A 23,469-nucleotide genomic window follows, 5' to 3' on the forward strand; every position below is an offset into this window, starting at 1 on the left:
CGATGAACGCCACCACCCTGCCCAACGGCGCGCGCGTCGAGGTGACGCCGCTGTTCGCTACGCCGGTCGTGCTGGTCGAGCTGCCGGATGCGGCGCGGCTGAACGGCGAGCTGCGCCGCGTGATCGCTGAGCGCGAGAAGGCAGTGCCGGGCACCCAGCACAGCAATCTCGGCGGCTACCAGTCGAGCTGGGACATGAACCAGTGGGGTGGCGCCGCAGCGCTGCGCCTGCTCGATGCCGGGCGCGACGTCGCCAATCGGCTGACCACCGACCGCACCGGCAAGCTGGTGCGCGTGCAGTGGAAGGCCAACATGTGGGCCAACGTCAATCGCGCCGGCCACGGCAACGAGTTCCACACCCATCCCGGCTCGTTCTGGTCGGCCGTCTACTACGTCGACGATGGCGGCATTGCAGCCGATCCGTCGCTCGGCGGCGAGCTCGAGTTCATGGACCCGCGCGGCGTGGCGCCGGCGATGTACGCGCCGCACCTCGCCTTCGCCACGCCGGGCGGGCTGTCGAGCGGCGCCTGCGAGTCGATCCCGCCGCGCGCCGGCCGGCTGGTGATGTTCCCGGCCTGGCTGCTGCACGGCGTACGTCCCTATCGCGGCGTCGCCGAACGCATCTCCATCGCCTTCAACCTGAGCGTCTGATGAACAGGCTCGATCTCACTTCTTGCCTTCCCCCGGAGGGGGAAGGTGGCACGTGCAGCGTGACGGAAGGGGGATGTCGAAGACGGACTTCTGCGTTCGGCATCGACATCCCCCTTCCGCCCTTCGGGCCCCTTCCCCCTCCGGGGGAAGGAATGGGGTCCTCGTCATGACCAGCGCGTTCTTTCCCTTCCGGCCGGGCGATCGCTTTCCCGAGGTGGCGCTGCCCGGCGTCGACGGCATGGGCCACAAGCTGAGCTGGAGCGTGCAGGGCGAGCCGCTGGTCGTGGTGGCCCTGGGCGATGTGCGGCTGCTGACCGCGGGGCCCATGGGCGGGCTGATCGCGTCGATCGCCGATGCCGGCGCATCGACGGCGGTGATCGTCGGCGCCAACATCACCGCGGCGCAGGGAGCGCTGAAGGGCTTCGCGATGCCCGGCGGTGGTAGCGTGCCGCCGGTGCTGTGCGATCCCGACCGGCGCGTGCTCGCGACCCTGCTGGCGCCCGATCCCGCGCAGGGCGCGTCGGTCGGCGCGCCGCACGATCATCGGCTGATCGTGCTCGACGCCAACCAGCGGCTGGTCGACGCGTTCACCGGCGCCGATGTCGAGGCGCTGCGCGATGCGGTGCTGGCGGCGATCGCCGCAGCGCGTGCCGATCGGCCCCCTGAAACGGTGCTGTTCGGCTCGGCGGCGCCCGTGATGATGCTGCCGCGCGTCTTCGAGCCGGCCTTCTGCAGGAGCCTGATCGAGCAGTGGACCAGCGGCGAGCGCAGCGACGGCGGCGTGTCGAGCCGCTACGGCAATGTCATGGCCGCCGACCGCAAGCGCACCGAGGACCACATCGTGCGCGATCCCGCCATGGTCAAGCAGATCACCGATCGCTTGGCCTATCGCGTCGGGCCGGAGCTGATGCGCCTGTTCAGCTGGGAAGCCGAGTTCGCCTTCGACGCGCCGGTGATCCTGTCCTACGCCGCCGGCCAGCAGCATTTCTTCCGCGCCCATCGCGACAACGGCACACCGCAGACCGCCGATCGCACCTTCGCCGTGTCGCTGAACCTCAACGAGGACTACGAGGGCGGCGAGCTGGTGTTCCCGGAGTTCGGGCCGACGCGCTACAAGCCCAAGGCGGGCATGGCGGCGATCTTCTCCTGTTCGCTGCTGCACGAGGCGCTGCCGGTGAGCGAGGGCAGGCGCTTCGTGCTCACCACCTTCTTCCGCGACCGCAAGAAGCAGCTGCAGGCGCAGCAGCAACAGCGGCCGCCGTCACTGCGCCGCTGAGCTGCGCTCCTCGCGCACGAACCACAGGATGGCGAAGCCGATCACGAGGAAGGGCAGCACGACGGCGACGCCCCAGCGCTGGGTCTGGGTGGCGGTCGTGACGATGGCGATGGCGGTGGGCGCCATCCACGCCGTGGCGCGGCCCGACAGCGCATAGAGGCCGTAGAACTCGCCGGCCATGCCCTCGGGCGCCAGGCGGCCCATCATGGTGCGGCTGCCGGCCTGCATCGGACCCATGCAGGTGCCCAGCAGCACGGCGAAGGCCATGAAGGTGAGTTCCTGCGACGAGCCGAACAGGCCGCGCGCCGGATCGAGCGGCGACACGGGGACGAAGTACAGGATCCTGTCGGCCGAGACCGAGAGGATGCCCAGGGCGGCGATGGTGACGCCGGCGGTCGTCAGCAGCACGAGGCGGCGCGAGCCGATGCGGTCGTCGAGCCGGCCGCCCAGCAGGCAGCCGGGGATCGCGGCGATGGTGATGATGATGCCGAAGACACCGAGCGTCACCGTGCTCCAGCCGAACACGCCCTTGGCGTAGACGCCGCCGAAGGCGATGATCGCCGCCAGGCCGTCATTGTAGATCATGTAGGCGATCAGGAAGAGGAACGGGTTGCGGTAGTGCGCGACCTTCTTGACCGTCGCCCACAGTTTGCGCGCCCCGTCGCGCGCGGCGTCGAGCGGCGAGACGCCGCTGGCCTTGCCGTCGGGCGTGAACAGGAACATCGGGGCCACGAAGATCGCCAGCCACAGCGCCGAGGCCGGGCCGATCAGGCGCTCGACCTCGAAGGTCCTGGCATCCAGGCCGAAGAGCGGCGGGCTGCCCGCGGGCGCCAGTCCGACCATCGCGGGATCGCGCACGGCCAGCACGATGAACAGCGACAGCAGGCCGCCGGTATAGCCCAGGCCCCAGCCCAGGCCGGAGAGCCAGCCCATGCGCCGGGGCTCGACGATGGTCGGCAGCTGCGCGTTGTTGAAGACGATCGAGAACTCCGCGCCGATGGTGCCGAGGATCAGCGCGAAGGAGATCGCCGGCACGATCGCGGCGTTGCCCGGCGTGGCGAACCACAGGATGGCGCAGCCGATCGCCGTCAGGATCTGGAAGACCAGGATGTAGGGCTTGCGCCGCCCGGTGATGTCGGCCATCGAGCCGAGGAAGGGGCTGAGCAGGGCCAGCAGCACACCGGCGGCCGATTGCGTGAAGGCCAGCGCCGCCTGGCCGGCGGCGCCCGAGGCTTCCTTGATCTGCGCCAGCTCGGCCGCCGAGGGCGCGCGGCCCAACGTCTGAAGGAGCTGCGCCTCCTGCAGCCCGGCGACCAGCTCGCCGGCGAAGTACGGGCCGAAGATGAAGGTGGTGATGAGGGTGAAGAACGGCTGGTTGGCCCAGTCGAACATCGCCCACGACACCTGACCCAGCCGCGCGCCGGGCCTCGCCGTGCCGTCGCTGTCCGCCGGCGCGTGTCCGCCCGCCATGCCCCCTCACACGGTCCCGTTGTGCGATGTCCAGCTTGCGGATGCGCGTCGTCGAAGTCCAGCGCTCAGGGCTTCTTGCGCACGATGCAGCCGCTGAAGCTGCCCTTGCCGCCGGTATAGGAGTGGCGATTGCCACCCAGCGAGAACGACCAGACGAAGCCGGTCGGGTCGTAGTTGATCGGCGTGCCCGCCGTGCCGTCGACCAGGCGCAACTCGCCGTCCCACGGATCGCAGACGCACACCTTGTTGCCGAAGGTGGTGTGGACCTCGTCGATCACGGTGAAGTGGCCGCCGCCGCCATTCCAGCCGACGCGCGCGATCACCGGGTAGCCCTTGTCGGTCGAGGCCTTGACCGCGGCGTAGACATCGCCCGGACTGAGGATGACGCATTCCCAGCCGGAGAGGCCGATGCGACGCAGCACCTCGGGATAGTGGGTGGCGTTGCTGTAGGTCGAGCCGTCGTAGACTGAGCCGGTGACGTCGCTGTAGATCTTGTAGATCTCGGGCTCCTCCTTCACCGCCTGCTCGACCGACAGTTTCGCCAGCTGCCCGCCAATGTACGTGCCGCCGGGCACGCCCGAGGAGGAGATCGCCGCGCCGGCCGAGACGCCGGCGACCATCAGATGCTTCTTCATCTTGAAGTTGACCATCAGGATGCTGGCGATGCCGCAGGAGTTCGAGCTGTCGGCGCCGGCCTTGGTGACGGTGTCCTGCGAGCGCACGGCGTGCACGCTGCCGTAGCGGTCGACGCGCATGAACCAGGATGTGATAGACATGGCGGATCTCTCCCAATTGTGGACAATGTCGGCGCGCTTGTGGCAATCGCCGGGCGCTACACCTTGCGCACGATGCAGCTGCTGAACTTGCCGGCGCCGCCGGTATAGGAGTGGCGGTTGCCGCCCAGCGAGAACGACCAGACGAAGCCGGTCGGATCGTAGTTCGTGACCGTGTTGGCGGCACCGTCGACCAGCCGCAGCTCGCCGTCCCACGGATCGCAGACGCAGAGCTTGCCGCCGCCCGATGTCGAATGCACCTGGTCGATGACGACGAAATGCGCGCCGCCGCCGTTCCACGCCACGCGCGCGATCACCGGAGCGCCCTTGTCGACCGCCGTCTTGATCGACGTATAGACGTCTGCCTCGGGCACGAAGACGCGCTCCCAGGTGCCCAGCCCCAGGCGGCGCAGCACCTCGGGAAACTGGCCGGCGATGCTGTAGGTCGAGCCGTCGTAGGTCGAGCCCGTGACGTCGCTGTAGATCTTGTAGATCTCGGGCTCGTCCTTGACCGCATTGGCGATCGATGCGCGCGCCAGCTGGCCGCCGATGAAGGTGCCCAGCGGCGAGCCCGACGAGGCGATCGAGGCGCCGGCCGAGACGCCGGCGACCATCAGATGCTTCTTCTGCTTGAAGTTCACCATCAGGATGCTGGCGATGCCGCAGGAATTGGAGCTGTCGGCGCCGCCTACGGTGATGGTGTCCTGCGAGCGCACGGCGTGCACGCTGGCGTAGCGGTCGATGCGCATGAACCAGGAAGTGATGGACATGGCAAATTCTCCCCTGTACCGAAACGCAGGGTGAAACAAATGTGATCAATCACTCGAAAGCGAGTGTGCCACGAAACGCGACGCTTGGACAGAAGATTCAGAAGGCGGGTCGCAGTTTCCCACCATCGCCCGTGGTCGTTGACCTGGATATCAGGCTTTCGTTACATCTGCGGCTGCGCGGGTGTAGCTCAATGGTAGAGCAGAAGCTTCCCAAGCTTACGACGAGGGTTCGATTCCCTTCACCCGCTCCAGCTCTCCTCGTTGAGACTTGACGAATTCGCGCCGGACCGCCTGCTCGTCGTCTTGCGCAAGCAGGGCGCGGGCCGATCACATCAGGCCGGGCTCGCCCAGATCCGTTCCGTCGACGAGCCGGCTGTAGCGATACGGGTGTGGATCGACGATCGGCGAGTCGTTGGCGACGATGTCGGCCGCCAGCCGTCCCGCTGCCGGGCCGATGCCGAAGCCGTGGCCGCTGAAGCCGGCGGAGACATGCAGGCCGGGCAGCCTGTCGATGGCGGAGATCACCGGGATCCAGTCGGGTGTGAAGTCGATCAGCCCGCCGTACTTGTGCACGATCTTCACGTCGGCGAGCTCGGGATAGATCTCGCCGATGCGCTTGAGCGCAAAGCCGACCAGCTTCTCCTGCGGCGGCGGGTCGTAGGTGCGCATGCGCTCGAAGGGCGAGACCGTATCGTTGCGCCAGCTCAGGATGGCCTCGGGGCCCTCGAAGAAGGAGCGGCCGACGCGGATGGACAGGAGCTTGTAGCGCTTCTTGAAGGTGCGCCAGAACGGCCGCGCATACTTCAGCCCCTGGGGGCTGAGCTCGAGCATGCCGCGTCCGCTGATGCCGATGGTGTAGCCGCCGTCGAGGCGGCGGCGGAACGTGACGTCGGGCGTCGAAATGCCGCCTTCGGTGATCTGCGGCGCCGGCGCGGTGAAGAACGACGTCGAGCGCACGCCGGCCAGGGGCATGTCGATACCGTGGTGGCGGCAGAACATCGAGGTCCAGACGCCGCCCGCGACGAGCACGGAGCTGGTGCGGATCGTGCCCTTTTCAGTGATCACACCGCTGACGCGCCCCGCCGACGTCTCGAGCCCACGCGCCGCGCAGTCCTGATGGAGGGTGGCGCCGCGACGCCGCGCACCCTCGGCGATCGCCGGCACCGCGAGCGCGGGTTCCGCCCGGCCGTCGGTCGGCGAGTGGATGCCGCCGGTCCAGTTCCCGGTGCTGCCCGGCGTCATCTCCTTGGCCTCGGACGCGGAGAGAACATGGCTGCGCATCTGCATCTCGCGGGCCTGATCGCTCCAGCGTGACCATCTGTCGAGGTCGGACGGGCTGTTCGTCACATAGATGAGACCGGTTCGGCGAAAGCCGGTCTCGGCGCCCAGCTCCTCGTTCAGCCCGCCCCACATCTCCAGGGCACGCTGCGCCAGCGGCAGTTCGCGCAGATCGCGGTTCTGCTGGCGGCACCAGCCCCAGTTGCGGCTGGATTGCTCGCCGGCGATGCAGCCCTTCTCGACCACGGCGACCGAATGTCCCTTCCCGGCGAGATGGTAGGCGGCCGAGATGCCGGCGATGCCGCCGCCGATCACGACGACATCGGCGGATTGCGGCAGCGCTGCATCGCTTGCGATACGGGTGACGGGCGGCGACATACGACGACCTTCCTGCGTTAGAGGTGCGTGTCGAGCACGCTCATGATCCAGATCAGCTTCGCCTCTTCGGTTGACCGGTTGGCGATGCCGTGCGGGATGTTGCTCCTGAACTGGAAGCTGTCGCCCTCGCCGAGCTCCGTGGTGCTGTCGCCGACGCTCAGCACGACGCGACCGGAGAGCACCAGGCCACCCTTGTCGCCGGTGCCGATCAGCACGTCTTCGCTGATGCTGCCGGGCGCCATGGTGATGATCATGAAACGGAGATTGTCGTCGTTGCGCGGCGACAGCAGCTCCTTCACCAGGCCGGTTCCGCTGGCGACGATGCGCGGGCGCTGGTCGGCCCGCCTGACGAAGGGCATGTCCTCGTTCGGCACGCCGCTCCCGGGATCGAGGAACTCCCAGAGATTGACGCCGAGCGCCGTGCGCAACCGCTGCAGCGTCCTCATCGACGGGTTGGACTGGCCGCGCTCGATCTGGCTGATGATGCCGGCGGACACGCCGGCCCTCGCCGCGAGCTCGAGAATCGTCAGCTTGTGCTCGGCCCGCAGCTGGCGAAGCCGCACACCGATCTGACGCGGATCGCTGCCGGGCACGGAACGCCCGTTCGTCGCCTGATCGGGAGGGGGTGAAATTTCAACAACCTGCATGGTAATTCATTATACAGAAGGGGAAGCGCCAAGGATCAGTCACCATCAGATTCGATTGATACTGCTCGATTGTCAACTGGAATGGATTATAGTAAATGATCCAATGGTATATATTTCACTATTGCACACTGTTAAAAATCAGGAAGGCTGTATTCGCATTCAGTAAATTTGAGAGAAGGTGCCGTATAATGAAAACATGGTTCGGATTCTGAAAAGGGATCGGAGCCGGTCGACCCTGAGTCCTGTCCTCTGACCGCCGCCCAGACTTACGACGAAGGCTCACTTCCCTTCGCGCGCTCCAGCCGCCACACAAGCCATCCGCCGAGCACGATGCAGCCGATGCCGGCAAAGGCGAGCAAATCGGGCAACTCGGCGAAGACGAGCAGCCCGATCAGCGTCGCTGTCACCAGCTCGAGATAGACCAGCGGCGAGAGGACTCCGACCTCGGCGTAGCGGAAGGCGGCGATCACCATGAAGTGGCAGAGGGTGGACAGCGCGCCCATCGCCGCGATCAGCAACAGCTCGTCCCCGCTCGGCCACGACCAGTGCGTCAGCGCGAACGGGGTCAGCAGCAGCGCGCCGGCGACGCACTGGAAGCGCAGCGCATCAATCGGCGGCGTGCGCACCACGGCGATGCGCGTCGTGATCAGGTAGCCGGCGAACAGCGCGCCGCTGGCGACCGCCAGCAGGGCGCCGAGGCTGGGCTCGGCGCCGGGCCGCACGACCAGGATGGCGCCGGCGAGCCCCAGCGCCGCGGCAGCCAAGCGGCCGGCGCTCAGCCGCTCGCCCAGCAGCGGCGCGGCCAGCGCGGCGATCACCGGCCCGAGGAAGTAGCCGCCGAACGCGGTGGCCAGCGGGATGCGCGTGATGGCGAAGAAGAAGCAGGTCATCGCGCCGACGATCAGGACGGTGCGCAGGAGATTGGCCGGCAGGTCCTGCCGCAGGTCGTGGGTGACGCGATAGAAGCCGGCGGTCAGCGACACCACGATCAGCGAGGATGCGACGTAGCGCGCCCAGGCGACGAAGACCGGCGAATGCGTGGCGCCCAGCAGCTTGGCGATGCCGTCGACCACGGGGATTGCCAACGACGCGCTGGCCATCAGCGCGATGCCGATGGCCAGGCGTCTTGTCGGCGAGGGGCTGTCGTTCATTGGCGGCGAGGATGCATCGCATCCCGCCGCCTGATCAACGTCAGGCCGGTTGCTGCACCGGCCGCGCGCGCGAGGCGAAGGGCGGGAAGGCGAGCGCGATCGCCGTGGCGCCCAGGCCCAGGCCGAACGAGCCGATATAGAGCCAGCCGTAGCTGGCATGGGCGTCGAAGATCCAGCCGCCGGCCAGCGGCCCGAACGCCATGCCGATGCTCGACAGCGCCGTGGCGGCACCGAACACGCGGCCCATGACGTGCATCGGGAAGTACTCGCGCGCGATCACCGCGTAAATCGGCATCACGCCGCCATAGGCGAAGCCGAAGACGATGGCGACGGCGTAGAATTCGCCAAGCTGGCGCGTGAAGAAGTACGCGCCGGCCATCACCGCCTGGACCAGCAGGCCGATCACCAGCACGCGCTTGGCGCCGAAGCGGTCGGCGGCGATGCCCAGCACCAGGCGCCCGGCGAGGCCGGCGAGGCCCTCGACGCTGTAGATCGTCACCGCGCTCATCATCGGCAGGCCGCAGGCGATGGCGTAGCTCACGGTGTGGAAGATCGGGCCGGAATGCGTGGCGCAGCACATGAAGAAGGTCAGGCCCAGCACGATGAACTGCGGCGAGCGCAGCGCGCGGCCCACCGTCATGCCTGGATCGGCGGCGGCGCCGGCGGCGACCGACGGCGATTGCGGCGGCGCGGGACGCACCAGCAGCGACGTGGGCACCAGCACGGCCCAGGCGAGGATCGCGATCCACACCTGCGCCGTACGCCAGTCGTAGGTCTCGATCAGCCAGCTGGCGAGGGGCGAGATCGTCATCGGCGCCATGCCCATGCCAGCTGAGACCAGCGACACCGCGAGCGCGCGGCGCTTCTCGAACCAGCCCGTCACCGTCACCATCATCGGCGCGAAGACCGCCCCGGCCGCGGCGCCCACCAGCACGCCATAGATGATCTGGAACTCCAGCAGCGAGGTTGCGCGGCTTGACAGGAACAGGCCCAGCCCGAGCAGGATCGAACCCGCCAGCACGACCGGCCGGGGCCCGACCCGATCGAGCAGCCAGCCCCAGAAGAAGGCGGCGACGCCCATGGTGAGGAAGTCGAGCGTCATCGCCGTGGAGATGCCGGTGCGCGACCAGCCGGTTGCCGCCGACATCGGCTGCAGGAAGACCGCGAGCGAGAACAGCGTGCCGATGGCGACACAGCCCATCACACCGCCCGCCGCGACGATCACCCAGCCGTAAGAGACACGCATGGATTGCTCCTTCGGATATGGCTGCATTTAACCCAATGGTTTAATACTGTCAATCCACTCCCTTCTCCCCGCCTTCGCGGGAAGAAGGACGGGTTCACCACCAAGACGAATGAGCGTCGGCGAAGGATTCGCAGCGAGATGGAAACTCCTCGATATGCCGCCTTTGACATGGTCACCCTCCTGCGGAGGCGCTTGATGGCGCCTCGTTCGATCACCTCGGATGCTCTCCACAAGTTGCGACGAAAGATTGCGGAGTCGCTCGAAGATCCGCGCCTGAACACTCCCGCCAGCAGGGTCTTTCGCGCCCTGCGCGTTCATCATGCGCGACGCCTGAAACAGAAGGCCAAAGCCCACTCATCGCGCGCCAGGCGTTGAGGCGAGTTCGTCACCCTGCGGAACAGAGCGAACCCGGTTGTTGCGGCCTTCACCTGCATCGGCCTGTAATCCGACAGACGAAGCCGAGGACACGCCGCATGACGCTACCGCTCGCGGGCATCAGGGTGATCGAGGTCGGGCAGGCCTATGCCGGGCCGCTGGCGGGCGCGATCCTCGCCGACATGGGTGCTGACGTGATCAAGGTCGAGAAGCCCGATGGCGGCGACGACGCGCGGCTGTGGGGCCCGCCCTTCGTCGAGGGCGACAGCGTGATGTTCCGCGCCAACAACCGCGGCAAGCGCTCGGTGACGCTCGATATCAAATCGGCGGCCGACGTGGCCAGGCTCAAGGCGCTGGCGAAGGACGCCGACATTCTGATCCAGAATCTGCGGCCGGGCATCGTCGAAGAGCTGGGCATCGGGCCGGAGGCGCTGCGCACGGTCAATCCCAGGCTGATCTACTGCTCGATCTGGGCCTTCGGCCACCAGGGGCCGCTGAAGATGGCGCCGGGCTTCGATCCTCTGCTGCAGGCCTATGGCGGGGTGATGACGCTCACCGGCCGGCCGGAGGATCCGCCGACCTTCTGCGCGCCGGCGATCAACGATGCCGCCACCGGCATGTGGTGTGTGATTGGCGCGCTCGCGGCGCTGCAAAGGCGGCACGCGACGGGCGAGGGCTGCGTCATCGACACCTCGCTGTTCGAGACCGCCGCGAGCTGGGTGTCGGGCGCGCTGCACAGCTACTGGGTCTCGGGCCAGCTGCCGCAGCGCCACGGCACCGGCAGCCCGATCATCGTGCCCTACCAGGCGTTCGAGACGGCCGACAAGCCGATCGTCATCGCCTGCGGCAACGACCGGCTGTTCGTGAAGTTCGCCGAGGCGGTCGGCAAGCCCGAATGGGCGGCCGACCCGCGCTTCGAGAACAACCGCAAGCGCGCGGAGGTGCGGGTGGAGCTGGCGGCGCTGATCCAGGCGATCATCCGCACGCAGCCACGCGCGCACTGGATCGCGCTCTTCGCCAAGGCCGGCGTGCCGTGCGCGCCGGTCAACGACGTCGGCGATCTGGCGCAGAGCGAGCAGCTGGCGGCGATGGACATGACGCGGACCTTGCCGACGACCGGCATGCAGGTGGTCGGCCTGCCGATCAGCTTCGATCGCCGGCGGCCTACGCCGATCCGCGATTCGCCGAAGCTCGGTGAGCACAACGACGAGGTCTTCGGACAATGACTACGATCAGCGAACATGTCGCGAAGTCGGCGCGGCACACGACGTTCTATCTCGCCGCCGGTCCGGCCGATGGCCTGCCGGTGATCTTCGTGCATGGCTGGCCGGAGCTGTCGATCTCGTGGCGCCATCAGCTGCCGGTGATGGGCGGGCTGGGCTTTCGCGCCATCGCCGCCGACATGCGCGGCTACGGCCGCTCCAGTGTCTACGCCACGCACGGCGACTACGCGCAGGAGCACATCGTCGCCGACATGCTCGAGCTCGCCGATTCGCTGGGCATCGGCAAGGCCGTCTGGGTCGGCCATGACTGGGGCAGCCCGGTGGTATGGAATCTCGCCAGCCACCATCCCGACCGCTGCATCGCCGTCGCCAATCTCTGCGTGCCCTATCACACGCTGGAGTACGGCCTCGACCATGTGCTGCCGCTGATCGACCGGAGTGTCTATCCCGAGGCGACCTATCCCGCCGGTCAATGGGAATACATGCGCTTCTACGAGGAGAGCTTCGCCACGGCGACCGGGAGCTTCGATGCCAATCCCTACACCGTGGTGAAGGCGCTGTTCCGCAAGGGCAGCCCGGCCGGGCAGGGCAAGCCCTCGCGCACCGCCGAGGTGCGGCGCAACGGCGGCTGGTTCGGCCCCGGCGGCGCGCCGGACCTGCCGCGCGACGCCGATGTGGTGAGCGAGGAGGATCTGCGCGTCTACGCCGGAGCGCTGGAACGCAACGGCTTCTTCGGTCCCGATTCCTGGTACATGAACCACGCCGCCAACGCCGCCTATGCGGCGAAGGCGCTGAACGGCGGACATCTCGACCTGCCGGTGCTCTTCCTCGCCGCGCGCTACGACTACACCTGCGAGAGCGTCACTTCGCGCCTGCCCGAGCCTATGCGCCGGTACTGCCGCAACCTCACCGAATCCATCGTCGACAGCGGTCACTGGATGGCGCAGGAGAAGCCCGTCGAGGTCAACCGCGCGTTGACCCACTGGCTGGCGACCAAGGTGCCCGGCGGCTGGCCGGGTTGAGTGCTCTCCCGCGCTCTGTCATCCCGAGCGCAGCGAGGGATCTCTTTGGCAGCGCCTCCCGCCGGCTCAATTGGATGCCGGCGAGACGCCGGCGCTCCCAGGAAGACACCTTGGATCCCTCGCTACGCTCGGGATGACAGGCACGCCTCAGAACACCGTTCCGTCGGGCGACCATTCGGCCTTGCGGTCTTCAATCTCGACCACCCAGACATCGGGATCGCGGCCGACCTGGCGGGCGATGTAGGCATCGGCTTCGGGTTCCGGCACGGGCAGCGGACCGGTGCCCCTGGCCCATCCCTGCTCGCCGTCGATCGTGCTGGTCTGGGTGAAGACTGTGACGCCCGCGTCGAAGCGGTTGACCTTCACCAGCACCGTGCCAGCGTCGGGATCGCCGCGGCGCACGACCACGGCGGGGATCATGCGCCGGTCGCACAGCCTGATCTGGGCCGAGACCCACAGGCTCGTGGTCAGCCCCATCGCCATCAGTGCAGGGCCGCGTCGAGACCGTCGAACACCGGACGCGCCGCGCGCCAGCGATAGCCCACGACATGCACGCCGGCCGTCCCGACGGCTTCGGCCAGTGAGGCGCGCGCGCCTTCCGGCACGATCAGGATCGCCGCCGCGCCGTTGCTGCCGACGCGGCGCAGCAGCAGGCGGCCGACTGCGCGCTCGATGCGATCGCGCGCCGGATCGGTGGCGATCTCCAGCAGCGGCGGCGCAGCGCGACGCGGCGTGAACAGCGGATCGCCGCCGCCATTGGCCGACAGCCCGCGGCGCGCCAGCTCCTCGGCCAGCGCCTCGAGCACCAGCGGCCGGTCGCAGGCTGCGCTGATCGCGTGACCGGCCTCGGTGATGGCCGGCGCCGGCGTCGCGGCGTCGAGCGCCGCGGCGGCGCCGTCGCCCGACTTGAAGCCATGCACCGCCGACACGAAGCGGCCGACCTGGCGCGCCAGGCGCGGCCCTTCGAGCGGGCCGATCACCAGCAGCTCGGTGCTCGTGCCGTCGGGCCAGCGCGCCGGCTGCCAGTTGCCCGTGGCGGCGAAGTCGCGGAACGCCTGCTTGCGCCGGCCGGCGCGCGCCCCGCCGATCTTGCCGCTATGGGCGAGGTAGAGCGCATCGTCCTCGTCGCGCAGGATGGCGCCGGCGACGCGCCGGTCGGCGCCGGCATGCAGCAGATTGATCTCGCAGGTGATGGTCTCGGTGCGCGTCGGCGCGTCGGGCGAATGACCGAAAGCCAGCCAGTGCCGGTTCTTCAGCAGCGCCGCGTCGTGGCGCCACCAGAACGCGTGCTCGCGCAGCCAGGCGATGTCGCCCTTCGCCTTGCCGCCGCCATGCCAGGTGATGGTGACGCCGCGCACCGGCAGGCCGGCGAGCCGTCGGCGCAGCACGCGCACGGCCCGCGCGATGCGACGACGGTCGGCCAAGACGTGGAGCATGCCGAGACATATACCGAAGGCCCGGCGCGGAGGCGAATCGAGTCATCGCCTTGGCGCTGCGCCGCTCCAGCGGCGCGGTCCGAACGGCGGGCTTGCTCCCGCCCGCGCCATCCGGCATGAGACGCGCCACCATGGCACCCCCGCCGCTCCTTGCGCTGAACGATGCGCGCTATCGCATCGGCGATCAGGTCATCCTCGACGGCGCCTCGCTGGGTGTCGGCCGCGGCGAGCGGCTGTGCCTGGTTGGCCGCAATGGCGCCGGCAAGTCGACCCTGCTGAGCCTGCTGGCGGGCGAGATCCAGGCCGATTCCGGCGAGCGCTTCATCCAGCCCGGTGCGCGCGTCGCCACCCTGCCGCAGGAGCCCGACCTCTCGGCGCACGCCTCGGTGGCGCACTACGTCGCATCAGGCCTCGCCGACGCACATGGTCCTGACGATCACCGCGTCGCCACGGTGCTCGACGAGCTGCGGCTCGACGGTCAGGCGCTGCCGGCGAGCCTGTCCGGCGGCGAGGCGCGGCGCGCGGCGCTGGCGCGGGTGCTGGTCGCCGAGCCCGACATCCTGCTGCTCGACGAGCCGACCAACCATCTCGACCTGCCGACCATCGAATGGCTCGAGGCGAAGCTCGAGGCCTGGCGCGGCGGCTATGTCCTGATCAGTCATGACCGGCGATTCCTGTCGCGGCTGGCGAAGGCGGTGCTGTGGCTCGATCGCGGCGTGGTGCGCCGGCTCGACGAGGGCTTCGACAGGTTCGAGGCATGGTCCGACGCGATCCTCGAGCGCGAGGAGACCGAGCGGCACAAGCTCGACCGGCTGATCGAGCGCGAGACGGTCTGGGCCGGCAAGAGCATCCGCGCGCGGCGCACGCGCAACGAAGGCCGCCTGCGCCAGCTCAAGGCGTTGCGCGAGTTGCGGCGCACGCAGATCGCGCAGACCGGCCGGGTGAAGATGGAAGCCGGCACGGCGGAGCAGGGCGGCACGCTCGCCATCGAGGCCCGGGGCATCTCCAAGCGCTTCGGCGAGCGGCTGATCGTGGCCAGCTTCTCGACGCGCATCCTGCGCGGCCATCGCGTCGGCCTGATTGGCCGCAACGGCGCCGGCAAGACGACGCTGCTGCGCATGCTGATCGGCGAGCTGGCGCCGGATACCGGCACCGTGCGACTGGGCGTCAACCTGATGCCTGTGGTGATCGACCAGCGCCGCGTGCAGCTCGATCCGGCAAGCACGCCATGGAAAGCCCTGGCCGACGTCAACGATCACGTGATGGTGCGCGGCCGGCCGCTGCACGTGATGAGCTATCTGCGCGAGTTCCTGTTCCGCGACGACCAGGCGCGCCAGCCGGTCGGCACCTTGAGCGGCGGCGAGCGCAACCGGCTGCTGCTGGCCAAGGCGCTGGCGGCGCCGTCCAACCTGCTGGTGCTCGACGAGCCGACCAACGATCTCGACGCCGATACGCTGGACCTGCTGCAGGAGACGCTGGCCGAGTACGACGGCACGGTGCTGCTGGTCAGCCACGACCGCGACTTCCTCGATCGCCTGGTGACCTCGACCATCGCCATGGAGGGCGACGGCACGGCGATCGAGTATGCCGGCGGCTACAGCGACTACCTGCTGCAACGGCCGCCGCCCAAGGAGGCGCCGGTCATGCGCCCCGCGGCACGCGTCGAGGCCACGCCGCCGCGCGGCGAAAGCCGCCGCAAGCTCAGCTACAAGCAGCAGCGCGCGCTCGACGAGCTGCCGCATCGCATCGAGACCCTGCAGGCCGAGATCGCCGCGCTGAACACCAGGCTCGCCGATGCGACGCTCTACGCGCGCGACCCGGCGGCGTTCAACACGGCGATGACGACGCTTTCAACCATGCAGGCCGCGCTGACGGCCGCCGAGGACGAGTGGCTGGAGCTCGAGACTTTGCGCGAGGAACTGGCGGGTTAAATGCCCGCCGTCGTCCTGAGCGCAGCGAAGGACCTCGCGGTGGCGTGATCAACTACGACGCTTCCATCTGGCCGCAGTACCGCCAGGTCCTTCGCTGCGCTCAGGACGACGGTGAGTTAGAGTAGCACTTTCGAGAGGATCAGCAGGATCGCGATCGCCAGGACGCCCTGCGCCGCGGTTCCTCCCGAGAAGGCAAGCAATGCTCGCGCCGGCGTGATTCGCTGGGCGTGGGCGGTGAGCCAGAAATGCGCATCGTTGATATGGCTCACCGTCATCGCGCCGGCGCCGATCGCAGCGACAGCCAGGGCCCGGCCGGTCGGCGCGTCGAGGCCCAGGGCCGGCAGCAGCGGCTCGATCATGCCCGCGGTGGTGAGCGTCGCGGTCAGCGACGAGCCCAGCATGGTCTTGACGATCGCCGCGACGAGAAACGGCGTCAGCACGCCCCAGCGCTTCAGCGACAGCGCCTCGCCCAGCAGCTCGGCGGCGCCGGTCTCGTCGAGCACGCGGCCGAAGCCGCCGGCAGCGCCCATCACCATCAACGCCCCGGCGGCCGCGGTGATCGCCTCGCCGGCCCAGCCGCGCTCCGATAGCGCCGCGGCGTCCCAGCGTCCGACCAGCAGCAGTGCCAGTCCGGCGGCGAGAACCATCAGCATCAGCGGCCGGCTGATGCCGGTGAACAGCTCGCGCATGCCGCCGCGGCCCAGCGGCTCGCTGGGTATCTGCGCCACCGATTGCACGATCAGCAGCGCGAGCGGCACCAGCACCGGCAGGACGACGGCGAGCAGGTCGCGTGCGTGCATCGGCTCGGTGGTGATCTCGGCGTCGCTGTCGTCCACCCTGGGCAGCGCCCGGCCGGCATAGAGCCAGCCGGCCATGGCGACGACGATCGCCAGCGGCGCGCCGACGATGAAGACGGTCATGGCGTCGGCGCCGAGCACCGCCGATCCGGCGATGGCGATGGGCGAGGGCGGCACCAGGGCGAAGGACGCCAGCAGCGACAGCGACAGCACCAGTCCCGAGCGGCCGCGCAGCGCGCGCACCAGCGGCAGCGCCAGCGCCAGCGCCGCCGTCGGCGAGGCACCGGTGCCGGCGACCAGGCCGATCGGCACAGCGATGCGTGACGACGCGCCTCGCCGCGCCAGCGCGGCGGCGATGCGCACCGCCGCGCCGGAGCGCTCGACGAAGACGGCGGCGACGATGCCGCCCAGCAGCACCAGCCCGACCTGGTCGAGCGTGTGCACGAAGCCGATGCTGAAGGTGCGGCCGATCGAGCTGATGGTCATGTCGGCGGCGAAGCCATAGGCGACGACCAGCCCGGCCAGCGCCAGGGTGGCGTGCAATCGCAGGCGCCCGGTGAGGATGATGAGCAGAGCGACGGCAAGCGCCAGCAGCGCGGCGCAGTACAGCAGGCCCGTCATTCCACCCCCGGCCGGTTCATCGCGTCGCAGGGTGGGGCAAACGCGCGCCGACTGCTAGTGTCGCGCGATGCTCCGGTTCGCCCTGTTGCTGATCCTTGTCGCGCTGTCGCTGCCCGCGGTGGCGGCCGATCCGGGCTTTGTGCGCGTCGAGGGCAAGCGCTTCGTCGGCCCCGACGGCAAGGCGATCCAGCTCAAGGGCATCAACCTCGGCAACTGGCTGATGCCCGAGGGCTACATGTTCAAGTTCGAGCGCGCCAAGTCGCCGCGCCAGATCGAGGGCGCAATCGAGCGCCTGGTCGGGCCAGAGGCGGCGCAGCGCTTCTGGCGCAGCTTTCGCGACAGCTACATCGGCGAGGACGATTTCGCCTTCATCAAGTCGGTCGGCTTCAACCTGGTGCGCATCCCGCTGCACCACAAGCACTTCATGCGCGGCGAGCGCTTCGAGGGCGACGGCTACGCGCTGCTCGACCGCGCCGTCGGCTGGGCCCGGGTGCATGGTCTTTATGTCGTGCTCGACATCCACGCCGCGCCCGGCGGCCAGACCGGCATCAACCACGACGACGGGCCGGGCTATCCGCTGATGTTCTACGTGCCGGAGCATCGCCGCCGGACCCTGGCTTTGTGGCGCCACATCGCGGCGCGCTACAGCAAGGAGCCGGCGATCCTCGGCTACGACCTGCTCAACGAGCCGATCGCGCCCTACCACGACACGGCGTGGCTAAACCCCAAGCTCGAGCCGTTCTACCGCGAGGTCACCGCGGCGATCCGCTCGGTCGATCCGCACCGCATCATCTTCATCGCCGGCGGCCAGTGGAGCTCGACTTTCGACATGTTCGGCGCGCCATGGACGGCCAACCTCGCTTACACCTTCCACAGCTTCTGGGCCAGCACCCGGCGCGACTCGATCCAGCGCCACCTGAACTTCGCCGCGCGCCACGACGTGCCGCTGTTCATCGGCGAGACCGGCGAGTTCACCGACGAATGGAACGAGGCGTTCCGCATCCTGCTGGAGCGCCACGGCATCGGCTGGAGCTTCTGGACCTACAAGAACCTCGACACGCCCTCGACCATCGTGTCGATCCCGCGGCCCGCCGACTGGCACCATGTCGTCGCCGTCGCCGACCGGCCGCGCGCGCGATGGAACGATCCGCTGCCGGTGCCGCGCGAGCGGCTCTATGACGCGCTCGGCCAGTATCTCGAAGGCACGCGCTTCGCCAACGGCACGATCCGCTGGAGCTACCTTAAGTCGCTGGGGCTGAAGCCGGCGCCGTAATCCCGCTGGTCACTGTCATCCCGAGCGCAACGCGGGTCCAGGGCTTGCCTGGATCCTTCGCTGCGCTCGGGATGACAGTGTGATCGAGTTCAGCGCGCTGCCGGCGTCGGCATCATCGGAAAGCCCGCCTGCTGCCAGGCCTGCAGGCCGCCGCGATACCAGTAGACGTTGCGGTAGCCGGCGTTCCAGGCGCGCAGCACGGCGTTGTAGGACTCCCAGCACTGCACGCCGTAGCAGAAGAAGACGATCGGAAAGTCCTTGCGCCCATTGGTGAGCTGATTGAGCTCGTTGGAGAGCGCCGTCTGCACCTGGTCGTTGAACGTGCCGCCGCGGCCGCCATAGGGGATGTAGCGTGCCTTGACGATGGTCTGTGCGTGCTGGCCCTCGAGCACGTCGACCAGCAGGAACTGCGTGCCCTTGCGGATCTCCTCCTCGAGCAGCACGGTCGAGATGATCTTGCCCACCGGTATGGCGTTGGGCGTCGGGCTGCCGACATTGCTCTGCAGGGTGTTCTGCGCCGGCACGCCGAAATCGCGCGTCTCATCGCCGTAGATGCGGCTGCCGGGCGGCTGTGGCTGCGGCTGGGGTTGTGGCTGCGGTTGTGGCTGGGTCTTGGGCTGCGGGTCCGCCGGCTCGGGCTGGGTCACCACCTTGCCCGGGTCCGGCTTGGGGTCGGGCCGGGGATCTGGTCGGGGATCGGGCCTCGGATCGGGCCTGGGATCCACGCGCCTGGGGTCGGGCTGGGGATCTGGCTTCGGATCCACACGTCTGGGGTCGGGTTGGGGATCGGGCTTCGGATCGACGTGCGGCTTGGGGTCCGGCTTGGGGTCGGGCTTCGGATCGGGATCCGTGATGATGGTGCCGATCACGAACAGCGCCACGAGCAGCAGCACCACGCCGCCGACCACGGCGAGGATGATCGCGTTGCGCCGGCTGGTACTGGCGGCGGTGGCGCCGCCGGAGCCGGTCGGCACATAGGTTCCCGCCGGTGCGTGGGTGCCTGCCGGCACATAGCCCTGTGACGGCGCCTGGCCGTAATTGCCCTGCGATGTCGGCCCGGTGGCGTAACCCTGCGGTTGGCCGAAGTTCCCCTGCGATGCCGGGCCTTGGGGCGGATAGGCGCTGGGCGGATTGACCCAGGAGCCCTGCTGCGCGCCGGGCTGGCTGACGCCCGGCGGCCGCTGCTGCACCGGTTCCGAGACGCCGACCCAGCCGTCGCTGGAATCGGCCGGCGTGGGCGGCATCGCCCCTGAGGGTGCCGCGTCGCCATAGGCCGAGGGCAGCGGACCGCGGCCCAGCCCGTGGGCGCAGGCACGCACGACGGGCAGCGCGATATCCTTGCGGATGCCGAGATTGCCCTCGATTCGCGCTGCCAGACGATCGATCTCGAACACCACCTGGTCGGGCCGCGTCGAGGCGAGCGCGTCGAATATGCCGTCATCGATGCAGCTGCCGATGACGCGGATCTCGCGCCGCGCCTCGGGCACCCGGTCGGAGAGCACCGACACGACGCGGCGGCGGTCGCTGAAGACGTTGGCGCCGAAGCGGCCCGGCAGCTCCGCCAGAACCTTGGCAATCGCGTCGTAGTGGTCGTCGGCCATGACGTTCTCTACCGCGCCAGCGTGGCGAACGGAAGGCGGGGGCAATCGATTCGGCGCGTCGGCATCATTGCACGATCCCGCAGCCGACGATGCGCTGACAATTGTCGGAGAGGATGCACAGTCGGCTGCTTTGCAGCTGGACGTCCTGGCCGCCGCCGCTGCCGATGAAAACGGCGCAGACGCCACCGACATTCAGCCCGTCACGCTGCCATTGCGGCTTCAGCACGCGGAATACCTCGTTGCCCTCGCGACCGAGCTGGAAGGGGCCGGGCATGGAGATGCTCTCCGGCTCGTTGGCACCCATCGACGCCACCGCCATCAGGCCGACGCCCCAGCCCTGCTGCTTGGAGACGGCGACCATCACCCGCAAAGGCTGCTGGCCGGCCGGGGCCAGGAACTCGAAGACCCAGGCCTGGCCACTGTCCTGCCCCCGCAGTGCCGGCAGCTGACCGCTGTCGGGCGAAGCGATCGTCGGCAGGTTGCCGCCCTGATGTGGTGGCTGCCGGCCCTGCGGCGGCTGACCCTGTGGCGGACGCTGCTGGGGTGGCGGTCCGGCGTGGGGCGGCTGCTGTTGCGGCGGGCTTTGCGGCGGTGGTTCGTCCTGTCCGCCGCCGCCGCGGCCCAAATGGTAGGCACTGATCGCCACGATCACCCCGATGACGCCGATTGCCCATTTGAGGCCGGTGCTGCTGCGCGCCAGCGGCGCTTGCGGCAAGGACGGATAGGGTTGCTGCGGCGGCGAGGCTGTGGCGGTCGGGGGCGCGGGCGCGCCCGGCCCGCCTACGGCGCTCGATACGCCGACCCATTCGGTCTGCCCGCTCGGCTGGGCCCGCGGCGTGGGCATCGCCGGCATGACCGGCGGCGGGGCGGGCGCCGGCGCGAACATGGCACCGAGCTGGGCGGCGACATGCACGCCGGCCATGGCGTCGTGCGGGCTGACACTCTCGGCGGCGGCGACCTCCTGGGCGATGCGCTGCATGTCGCCGGCGGGATCGCGGCTGGCGCGCAGCCGGTCCATCGCCCCCAGAGCCAGCGCCGCGGCAGCCGCCTTGATCGCGCCGCGCATGTCGGGCGCCTGGTCCGACAGCATCGGCACGAGTCGGCGCGGATCGCTGAGCACCGCCTCGCCGAAGCGCTGCCGGGCGTCGGCGAACAGGGCCACGATCCGTTGAGGATCGGCGCTCATGGCGATGTTTCCGGCGCGGCGCTCACCAGACGACGTCGCTTGCGGTCTTCTTCTGGCGCTCCGCGTCGCGCGCCAGCACGGTCACCGGATCGGGCGCGTTGGTCGACTGCGAGACCGACTTCACCGGCACCGTGGTCGCCCACTTGATGCGGTTGACCAGGTCCTGCGCGTTGTTGGCGCGCAGCGGCTTGAAATCGGGATGGGCGATGAAGCGCTCGAGGATCTCGATGTCGGCGTCGCCGCCGATGGCCACCGCAACGCGCAGCGCGCGCTGGCCGTAGGGCGCAGCCAGCAGCCGCTTCATGCCGACGTCGAACTCGTCGGAGGGCTGGCCGTCGGACACCAGCACAATCACCGGCGGCAGCTGCCGTCCGGGCATGTGATCGGGATCGAGGATGTCGGCGATGGCGCACAGCGCCTCGCCCATATGCGTCTCGCCGCCGGCCGCGAGGTCGGTCCATTCGAGCTCGTCGACCAGGGTCGGGTCGGGCACGTGCCACTGCGCACCCGAGGCGAAGCGCAGCACGCGCACCATCAGGTCGGTCTCGGGATTGTCGGCGGCGGCGGCGCGCATCTCGGGGATGGCGGCGCGCATCGCGTAGTTCAGCGAGGCGATCTTGTCGCCGGTCATCGAGCCCGAGCAGTCCAGCGCCAGGATCACCTGGAGCTGGCGGCGGACCAGCGCGGTCTGCCCGAGATTGGGGAGGTCGATCGCCATCAGCCCGTCACCGTGCCAAGGATGCCGCCGCCGAAGTCGATCGCCGTGCCGGGCACAAGGCGCACGTTCTTGTTGGGCTCGACCGGCTGCACCGAGTTGTCGCGCATGCGCACATACCAGGTGCCGGCGCCGAGATTCTTCAGGCCGATCACCCCGGGATTGCGCGGATGCACCGTGACCTCGCCGACCACGCCATTGCCGTGTCCGGCCAGCGAGGGGACCAGCGACAGGTCCAGCCGCGCGCCCGGCGTCAGCGGCATGTTCACGCCGGCGACATTGAGCGCCAGGGGAACGTTGGCGACGGTCTGCGCCACCGGCTGCGGTGCCATGGGCTGCGGTGGCGCCATGGGCTGCGGCATCGGCGCGGCTGGGGGCGGCGCACCGGCGGGGCTGAGCGGGCCGCTGGCCAGCGCCGCCCGGCGCCGCGGCGGGCGGTGGCGAGGAGGCGGCGCGGCGGCCATCGGCGGCAGTGAACTAACGGACCCGCGGGCGCCCAGGCCGGCGCTGCCGGCGGCGGCGGCGCGCCCATCGGCGGCGGCACGTAGGACGGACGCGGCGGCATCGGGCCGGCGCCCGGGGCGCCGACGACGATCGAGCCGCCGCCATCGGTGCCGCCGCGGCCGAAGATGCTGGTCTCGATCTCGCGCGCTTTCAGCAGGCAAGCGATCATCGCGATCACCGTGAGGATCGCGATCACGTACTGCAGCATCGGATGGACATGGGCGATCGAATTCCACAGCGCGTGCAGCACCGAGGCGGTCACCCAGCCAATGGCGAGCAGCTTGATCGCGCCTTTGGGCCGGATCACGGCCAAGCCGATGAAGTAGGCGAAGACGATGGCGTAGCCGATATGACCGGCCAGCGCGTTGAAGACGCGCGGCAGCAGCAGCATCAGGCCGACGCCGAAGGCGCCCAGCACTTCCTTGCCGCCGCTGCCCCTGAGCACCTCATTGACGATGTTGGGCACGTACTGGCCCCAGGTCTCGATGAACACGAAGGCGGCGCCCGAGCCCAGCGCCATCAGGATGGCGTCGAGCGGCCCGCGCACGCGCAAGAGGTCGTAAAGCGTGGGCGACAGCGTCTGGCGCAGCTTGATGCCCCAGATGGTCAGCGCTGCGCCGATCAGGATCGGCACGCCCTTCATCAGTTCTTCCATCAGGCCGGCGGCGAAGAACATGCCGACGAAGACGGTGGGGAAGTCCTTGGCGCCGAGCATGCCCGGGCCGCCGGGCAGGATAGTACGGAAGAAGAAGAAGAACGGTGCGCCCAGCGGCGTCATCAGGATCAGCGCCAGCACGAAGACCGGGAAGGCTAGGTACCAGATGCGCCGGTCGCTGCGCGAATAGACCATCATCGCGACCACGGTCATCAGCAGGATGTAGAACGTCACCACCATGCTGAGCTGGCCGAAGGCGGCGCGCGCCTGCGGCAGCGACTGGGAATTGAGCAGCTCTCGCATCAGGCCGAACAGCGCGACCGTAACGACGGCCGTCACCATGCCGAAGATGAAGAGCGGGCTCTTCCACAGCTTGATCTTGCTCGACCGGATCGGGACGATCTCCGAGAACGAGGCCTCGTCGTGGTCCCGCGGCACCGGCGGCATCATGTTGTTGCCGGTCATCGGCTGCTCCCGTTTCGACGGCAATG

The 23,469-nt window shown here is 69.1% G+C and carries 21 protein-coding genes and 1 tRNA gene; 7 read left to right on the forward strand and 15 right to left on the reverse strand.

Going from position 1 to position 23,469, the window contains the following annotated elements; genetic code table 11:
- Nucleotides 1–2: 2 nt before the first annotated feature.
- Together KF889_00525 and KF889_00530 are read left to right on the forward strand one after the other, a co-directional pair.
- The gene (locus KF889_00525; protein ID MBX3497900.1) at nt 3–650 is read left to right on the forward strand and encodes a 2OG-Fe(II) oxygenase family protein; all 648 of its coding nucleotides are present in this window, start codon (nt 3–5) and stop codon (nt 648–650) included.
- 166 nt (nt 651–816) lie between these two features.
- Nucleotides 817–1,926, forward strand: a complete 1,110-nt coding sequence (locus KF889_00530; protein ID MBX3497901.1) for a 2OG-Fe(II) oxygenase — start codon at nt 817–819, stop codon at nt 1,924–1,926.
- On the opposite strand, the gene KF889_00535 is transcribed toward KF889_00530, so the two are convergent.
- The 3 genes from KF889_00535 to KF889_00545 form a co-directional block, all read right to left on the reverse strand.
- Nucleotides 1,912–3,396 (reverse strand): MFS transporter, encoded by a 1,485-nt coding sequence (locus KF889_00535; GenBank protein MBX3497902.1) that lies wholly within the window; start codon nt 3,394–3,396, stop codon nt 1,912–1,914. The two genes, KF889_00530 and KF889_00535, sit on opposite strands and share 15 nt — an antisense overlap.
- Before the next feature lie 65 nt (nt 3,397–3,461).
- Complete coding sequence (locus KF889_00540) at nt 3,462–4,172, reverse strand: hypothetical protein (protein ID MBX3497903.1); 711 nt, start codon at nt 4,170–4,172, stop codon at nt 3,462–3,464.
- Nucleotides 4,173–4,228: 56 nt separating this feature from the next.
- Nucleotides 4,229–4,939, reverse strand: coding sequence for a hypothetical protein (locus tag KF889_00545; protein ID MBX3497904.1), 711 nt, complete (start codon nt 4,937–4,939; stop codon nt 4,229–4,231).
- 177 nt (nt 4,940–5,116) lie between these two features.
- Here KF889_00545 and KF889_00550 point away from each other — a divergent pair.
- Nucleotides 5,117–5,190 (forward strand) — tRNA-Gly (locus KF889_00550).
- Between the two features lie 76 nt (nt 5,191–5,266).
- Here KF889_00550 and KF889_00555 read toward each other — a convergent pair.
- The 4 genes from KF889_00555 to KF889_00570 form a co-directional block, all read right to left on the reverse strand.
- Nucleotides 5,267–6,595 (reverse strand): FAD-binding oxidoreductase, encoded by a 1,329-nt coding sequence (locus KF889_00555; protein ID MBX3497905.1) that lies wholly within the window; start codon nt 6,593–6,595, stop codon nt 5,267–5,269.
- 17 nt (nt 6,596–6,612) lie between these two features.
- Complete coding sequence (locus tag KF889_00560) at nt 6,613–7,242, reverse strand: cupin domain-containing protein (protein ID MBX3497906.1); 630 nt, start codon at nt 7,240–7,242, stop codon at nt 6,613–6,615.
- A 266-nt stretch (nt 7,243–7,508) separates the two neighbouring features.
- On the reverse strand, nt 7,509–8,393 hold the full coding sequence (locus KF889_00565; protein ID MBX3497907.1) for a DMT family transporter: 885 nt from the start codon (nt 8,391–8,393) through the stop codon (nt 7,509–7,511).
- 40 nt (nt 8,394–8,433) lie between these two features.
- Nucleotides 8,434–9,639, reverse strand: a complete 1,206-nt coding sequence (locus tag KF889_00570; protein MBX3497908.1) for an MFS transporter — start codon at nt 9,637–9,639, stop codon at nt 8,434–8,436.
- Nucleotides 9,640–10,112: 473 nt separating this feature from the next.
- On the opposite strand from KF889_00570, the gene KF889_00575 reads away from it, so the two are divergent.
- Nucleotides 10,113–11,240 (forward strand): CoA transferase, encoded by a 1,128-nt coding sequence (locus tag KF889_00575; protein MBX3497909.1) that lies wholly within the window; start codon nt 10,113–10,115, stop codon nt 11,238–11,240.
- Nucleotides 11,237–12,259 (forward strand): alpha/beta hydrolase, encoded by a 1,023-nt coding sequence (locus KF889_00580; protein ID MBX3497910.1) that lies wholly within the window; start codon nt 11,237–11,239, stop codon nt 12,257–12,259. Before KF889_00575 ends, KF889_00580 begins: the two co-directional genes overlap by 4 nt.
- 147 nt (nt 12,260–12,406) lie before the next feature.
- Here the strand turns inward: KF889_00580 and KF889_00585 are convergent, their stop codons facing one another.
- Both KF889_00585 and KF889_00590 read right to left on the reverse strand, forming a co-directional pair.
- On the reverse strand, nt 12,407–12,742 hold the full coding sequence (locus KF889_00585; protein MBX3497911.1) for a DUF1491 family protein: 336 nt from the start codon (nt 12,740–12,742) through the stop codon (nt 12,407–12,409).
- A complete protein-coding gene (locus KF889_00590) occupies nt 12,742–13,695 on the reverse strand; it encodes a hypothetical protein (protein MBX3497912.1) in 954 nt (317 codons plus the stop codon). Before KF889_00590 ends, KF889_00585 begins: the two co-directional genes overlap by 1 nt.
- A gap of 131 nt (nt 13,696–13,826) precedes the next feature.
- Here KF889_00590 and KF889_00595 point away from each other — a divergent pair, with 131 nt between their 5' ends.
- The gene (locus KF889_00595; GenBank protein ID MBX3497913.1) at nt 13,827–15,626 is read left to right on the forward strand and encodes an ATP-binding cassette domain-containing protein; all 1,800 of its coding nucleotides are present in this window, start codon (nt 13,827–13,829) and stop codon (nt 15,624–15,626) included.
- Between the two features lie 116 nt (nt 15,627–15,742).
- Here the strand turns inward: KF889_00595 and KF889_00600 are convergent, their stop codons facing one another.
- Nucleotides 15,743–17,044, reverse strand: coding sequence for a GntP family permease (locus KF889_00600; protein ID MBX3497914.1), 1,302 nt, complete (start codon nt 17,042–17,044; stop codon nt 15,743–15,745).
- 67 nt (nt 17,045–17,111) lie between these two features.
- Here KF889_00600 and KF889_00605 point away from each other — a divergent pair, with 67 nt between their 5' ends.
- Nucleotides 17,112–18,317 (forward strand): cellulase family glycosylhydrolase, encoded by a 1,206-nt coding sequence (locus tag KF889_00605; protein MBX3497915.1) that lies wholly within the window; start codon nt 17,112–17,114, stop codon nt 18,315–18,317.
- A gap of 89 nt (nt 18,318–18,406) precedes the next feature.
- Here the strand turns inward: KF889_00605 and KF889_00610 are convergent, their stop codons facing one another.
- From KF889_00610 to KF889_00630, 5 genes are all read right to left on the reverse strand, one after another.
- Nucleotides 18,407–19,918: a hypothetical protein gene (locus tag KF889_00610; GenBank protein MBX3497916.1), complete on the reverse strand. Its 1,512-nt coding sequence runs from the start codon at nt 19,916–19,918 to the stop codon at nt 18,407–18,409.
- Between the two features lie 64 nt (nt 19,919–19,982).
- A complete protein-coding gene (locus KF889_00615) occupies nt 19,983–21,104 on the reverse strand; it encodes a hypothetical protein (protein ID MBX3497917.1) in 1,122 nt (373 codons plus the stop codon).
- A 22-nt stretch (nt 21,105–21,126) separates the two neighbouring features.
- The gene (locus tag KF889_00620) at nt 21,127–21,822 is read right to left on the reverse strand and encodes a VWA domain-containing protein (protein ID MBX3497918.1); all 696 of its coding nucleotides are present in this window, start codon (nt 21,820–21,822) and stop codon (nt 21,127–21,129) included.
- The gene (locus KF889_00625) at nt 21,822–22,151 is read right to left on the reverse strand and encodes a hypothetical protein (protein MBX3497919.1); all 330 of its coding nucleotides are present in this window, start codon (nt 22,149–22,151) and stop codon (nt 21,822–21,824) included. Before KF889_00625 ends, KF889_00620 begins: the two co-directional genes overlap by 1 nt.
- Complete coding sequence (locus KF889_00630) at nt 22,085–23,443, reverse strand: PrsW family intramembrane metalloprotease (GenBank protein MBX3497920.1); 1,359 nt, start codon at nt 23,441–23,443, stop codon at nt 22,085–22,087. Before KF889_00630 ends, KF889_00625 begins: the two co-directional genes overlap by 67 nt.
- Between the last annotated feature and the right edge of the window lie 26 nt (nt 23,444–23,469).

Source organism: Alphaproteobacteria bacterium (assembly GCA_019635875.1).
Lineage (GTDB): Bacteria > Pseudomonadota > Alphaproteobacteria > Reyranellales > Reyranellaceae > JAFAZJ01.

Excerpts from the sequence above, each read along its gene's own strand:
- KF889_00525 (MBX3497900.1), top strand. The coding sequence starts at position 3 with ATGAACGCCACCACCCTGCCCAACGGCGCGCGCGTCGAGGTGACGCCG.
- KF889_00530 (MBX3497901.1), top strand. The coding sequence starts at position 817 with ATGACCAGCGCGTTCTTTCCCTTCCGGCCGGGCGATCGCTTTCCCGAG.
- KF889_00535 (MBX3497902.1), bottom strand. The coding sequence starts at position 3,396 with ATGGCGGGCGGACACGCGCCGGCGGACAGCGACGGCACGGCGAGGCCC.
- KF889_00540 (MBX3497903.1), bottom strand. The coding sequence starts at position 4,172 with ATGTCTATCACATCCTGGTTCATGCGCGTCGACCGCTACGGCAGCGTG.
- KF889_00545 (MBX3497904.1), bottom strand. The coding sequence starts at position 4,939 with ATGTCCATCACTTCCTGGTTCATGCGCATCGACCGCTACGCCAGCGTG.
- KF889_00555 (MBX3497905.1), bottom strand. The coding sequence starts at position 6,595 with ATGTCGCCGCCCGTCACCCGTATCGCAAGCGATGCAGCGCTGCCGCAA.
- KF889_00560 (MBX3497906.1), bottom strand. The coding sequence starts at position 7,242 with ATGCAGGTTGTTGAAATTTCACCCCCTCCCGATCAGGCGACGAACGGG.
- KF889_00565 (MBX3497907.1), bottom strand. The coding sequence starts at position 8,393 with ATGAACGACAGCCCCTCGCCGACAAGACGCCTGGCCATCGGCATCGCG.
- KF889_00570 (MBX3497908.1), bottom strand. The coding sequence starts at position 9,639 with ATGCGTGTCTCTTACGGCTGGGTGATCGTCGCGGCGGGCGGTGTGATG.
- KF889_00575 (MBX3497909.1), top strand. The coding sequence starts at position 10,113 with ATGACGCTACCGCTCGCGGGCATCAGGGTGATCGAGGTCGGGCAGGCC.
- KF889_00580 (MBX3497910.1), top strand. The coding sequence starts at position 11,237 with ATGACTACGATCAGCGAACATGTCGCGAAGTCGGCGCGGCACACGACG.
- KF889_00585 (MBX3497911.1), bottom strand. The coding sequence starts at position 12,742 with ATGGCGATGGGGCTGACCACGAGCCTGTGGGTCTCGGCCCAGATCAGG.
- KF889_00590 (MBX3497912.1), bottom strand. The coding sequence starts at position 13,695 with ATGCTCCACGTCTTGGCCGACCGTCGTCGCATCGCGCGGGCCGTGCGC.
- KF889_00595 (MBX3497913.1), top strand. The coding sequence starts at position 13,827 with ATGGCACCCCCGCCGCTCCTTGCGCTGAACGATGCGCGCTATCGCATC.
- KF889_00600 (MBX3497914.1), bottom strand. The coding sequence starts at position 17,044 with ATGACGGGCCTGCTGTACTGCGCCGCGCTGCTGGCGCTTGCCGTCGCT.
- KF889_00605 (MBX3497915.1), top strand. The coding sequence starts at position 17,112 with ATGCTCCGGTTCGCCCTGTTGCTGATCCTTGTCGCGCTGTCGCTGCCC.
- KF889_00610 (MBX3497916.1), bottom strand. The coding sequence starts at position 19,918 with ATGGCCGACGACCACTACGACGCGATTGCCAAGGTTCTGGCGGAGCTG.
- KF889_00615 (MBX3497917.1), bottom strand. The coding sequence starts at position 21,104 with ATGAGCGCCGATCCTCAACGGATCGTGGCCCTGTTCGCCGACGCCCGG.
- KF889_00620 (MBX3497918.1), bottom strand. The coding sequence starts at position 21,822 with ATGGCGATCGACCTCCCCAATCTCGGGCAGACCGCGCTGGTCCGCCGC.
- KF889_00625 (MBX3497919.1), bottom strand. The coding sequence starts at position 22,151 with ATGGCACCGCAGCCGGTGGCGCAGACCGTCGCCAACGTTCCCCTGGCG.
- KF889_00630 (MBX3497920.1), bottom strand. The coding sequence starts at position 23,443 with ATGACCGGCAACAACATGATGCCGCCGGTGCCGCGGGACCACGACGAG.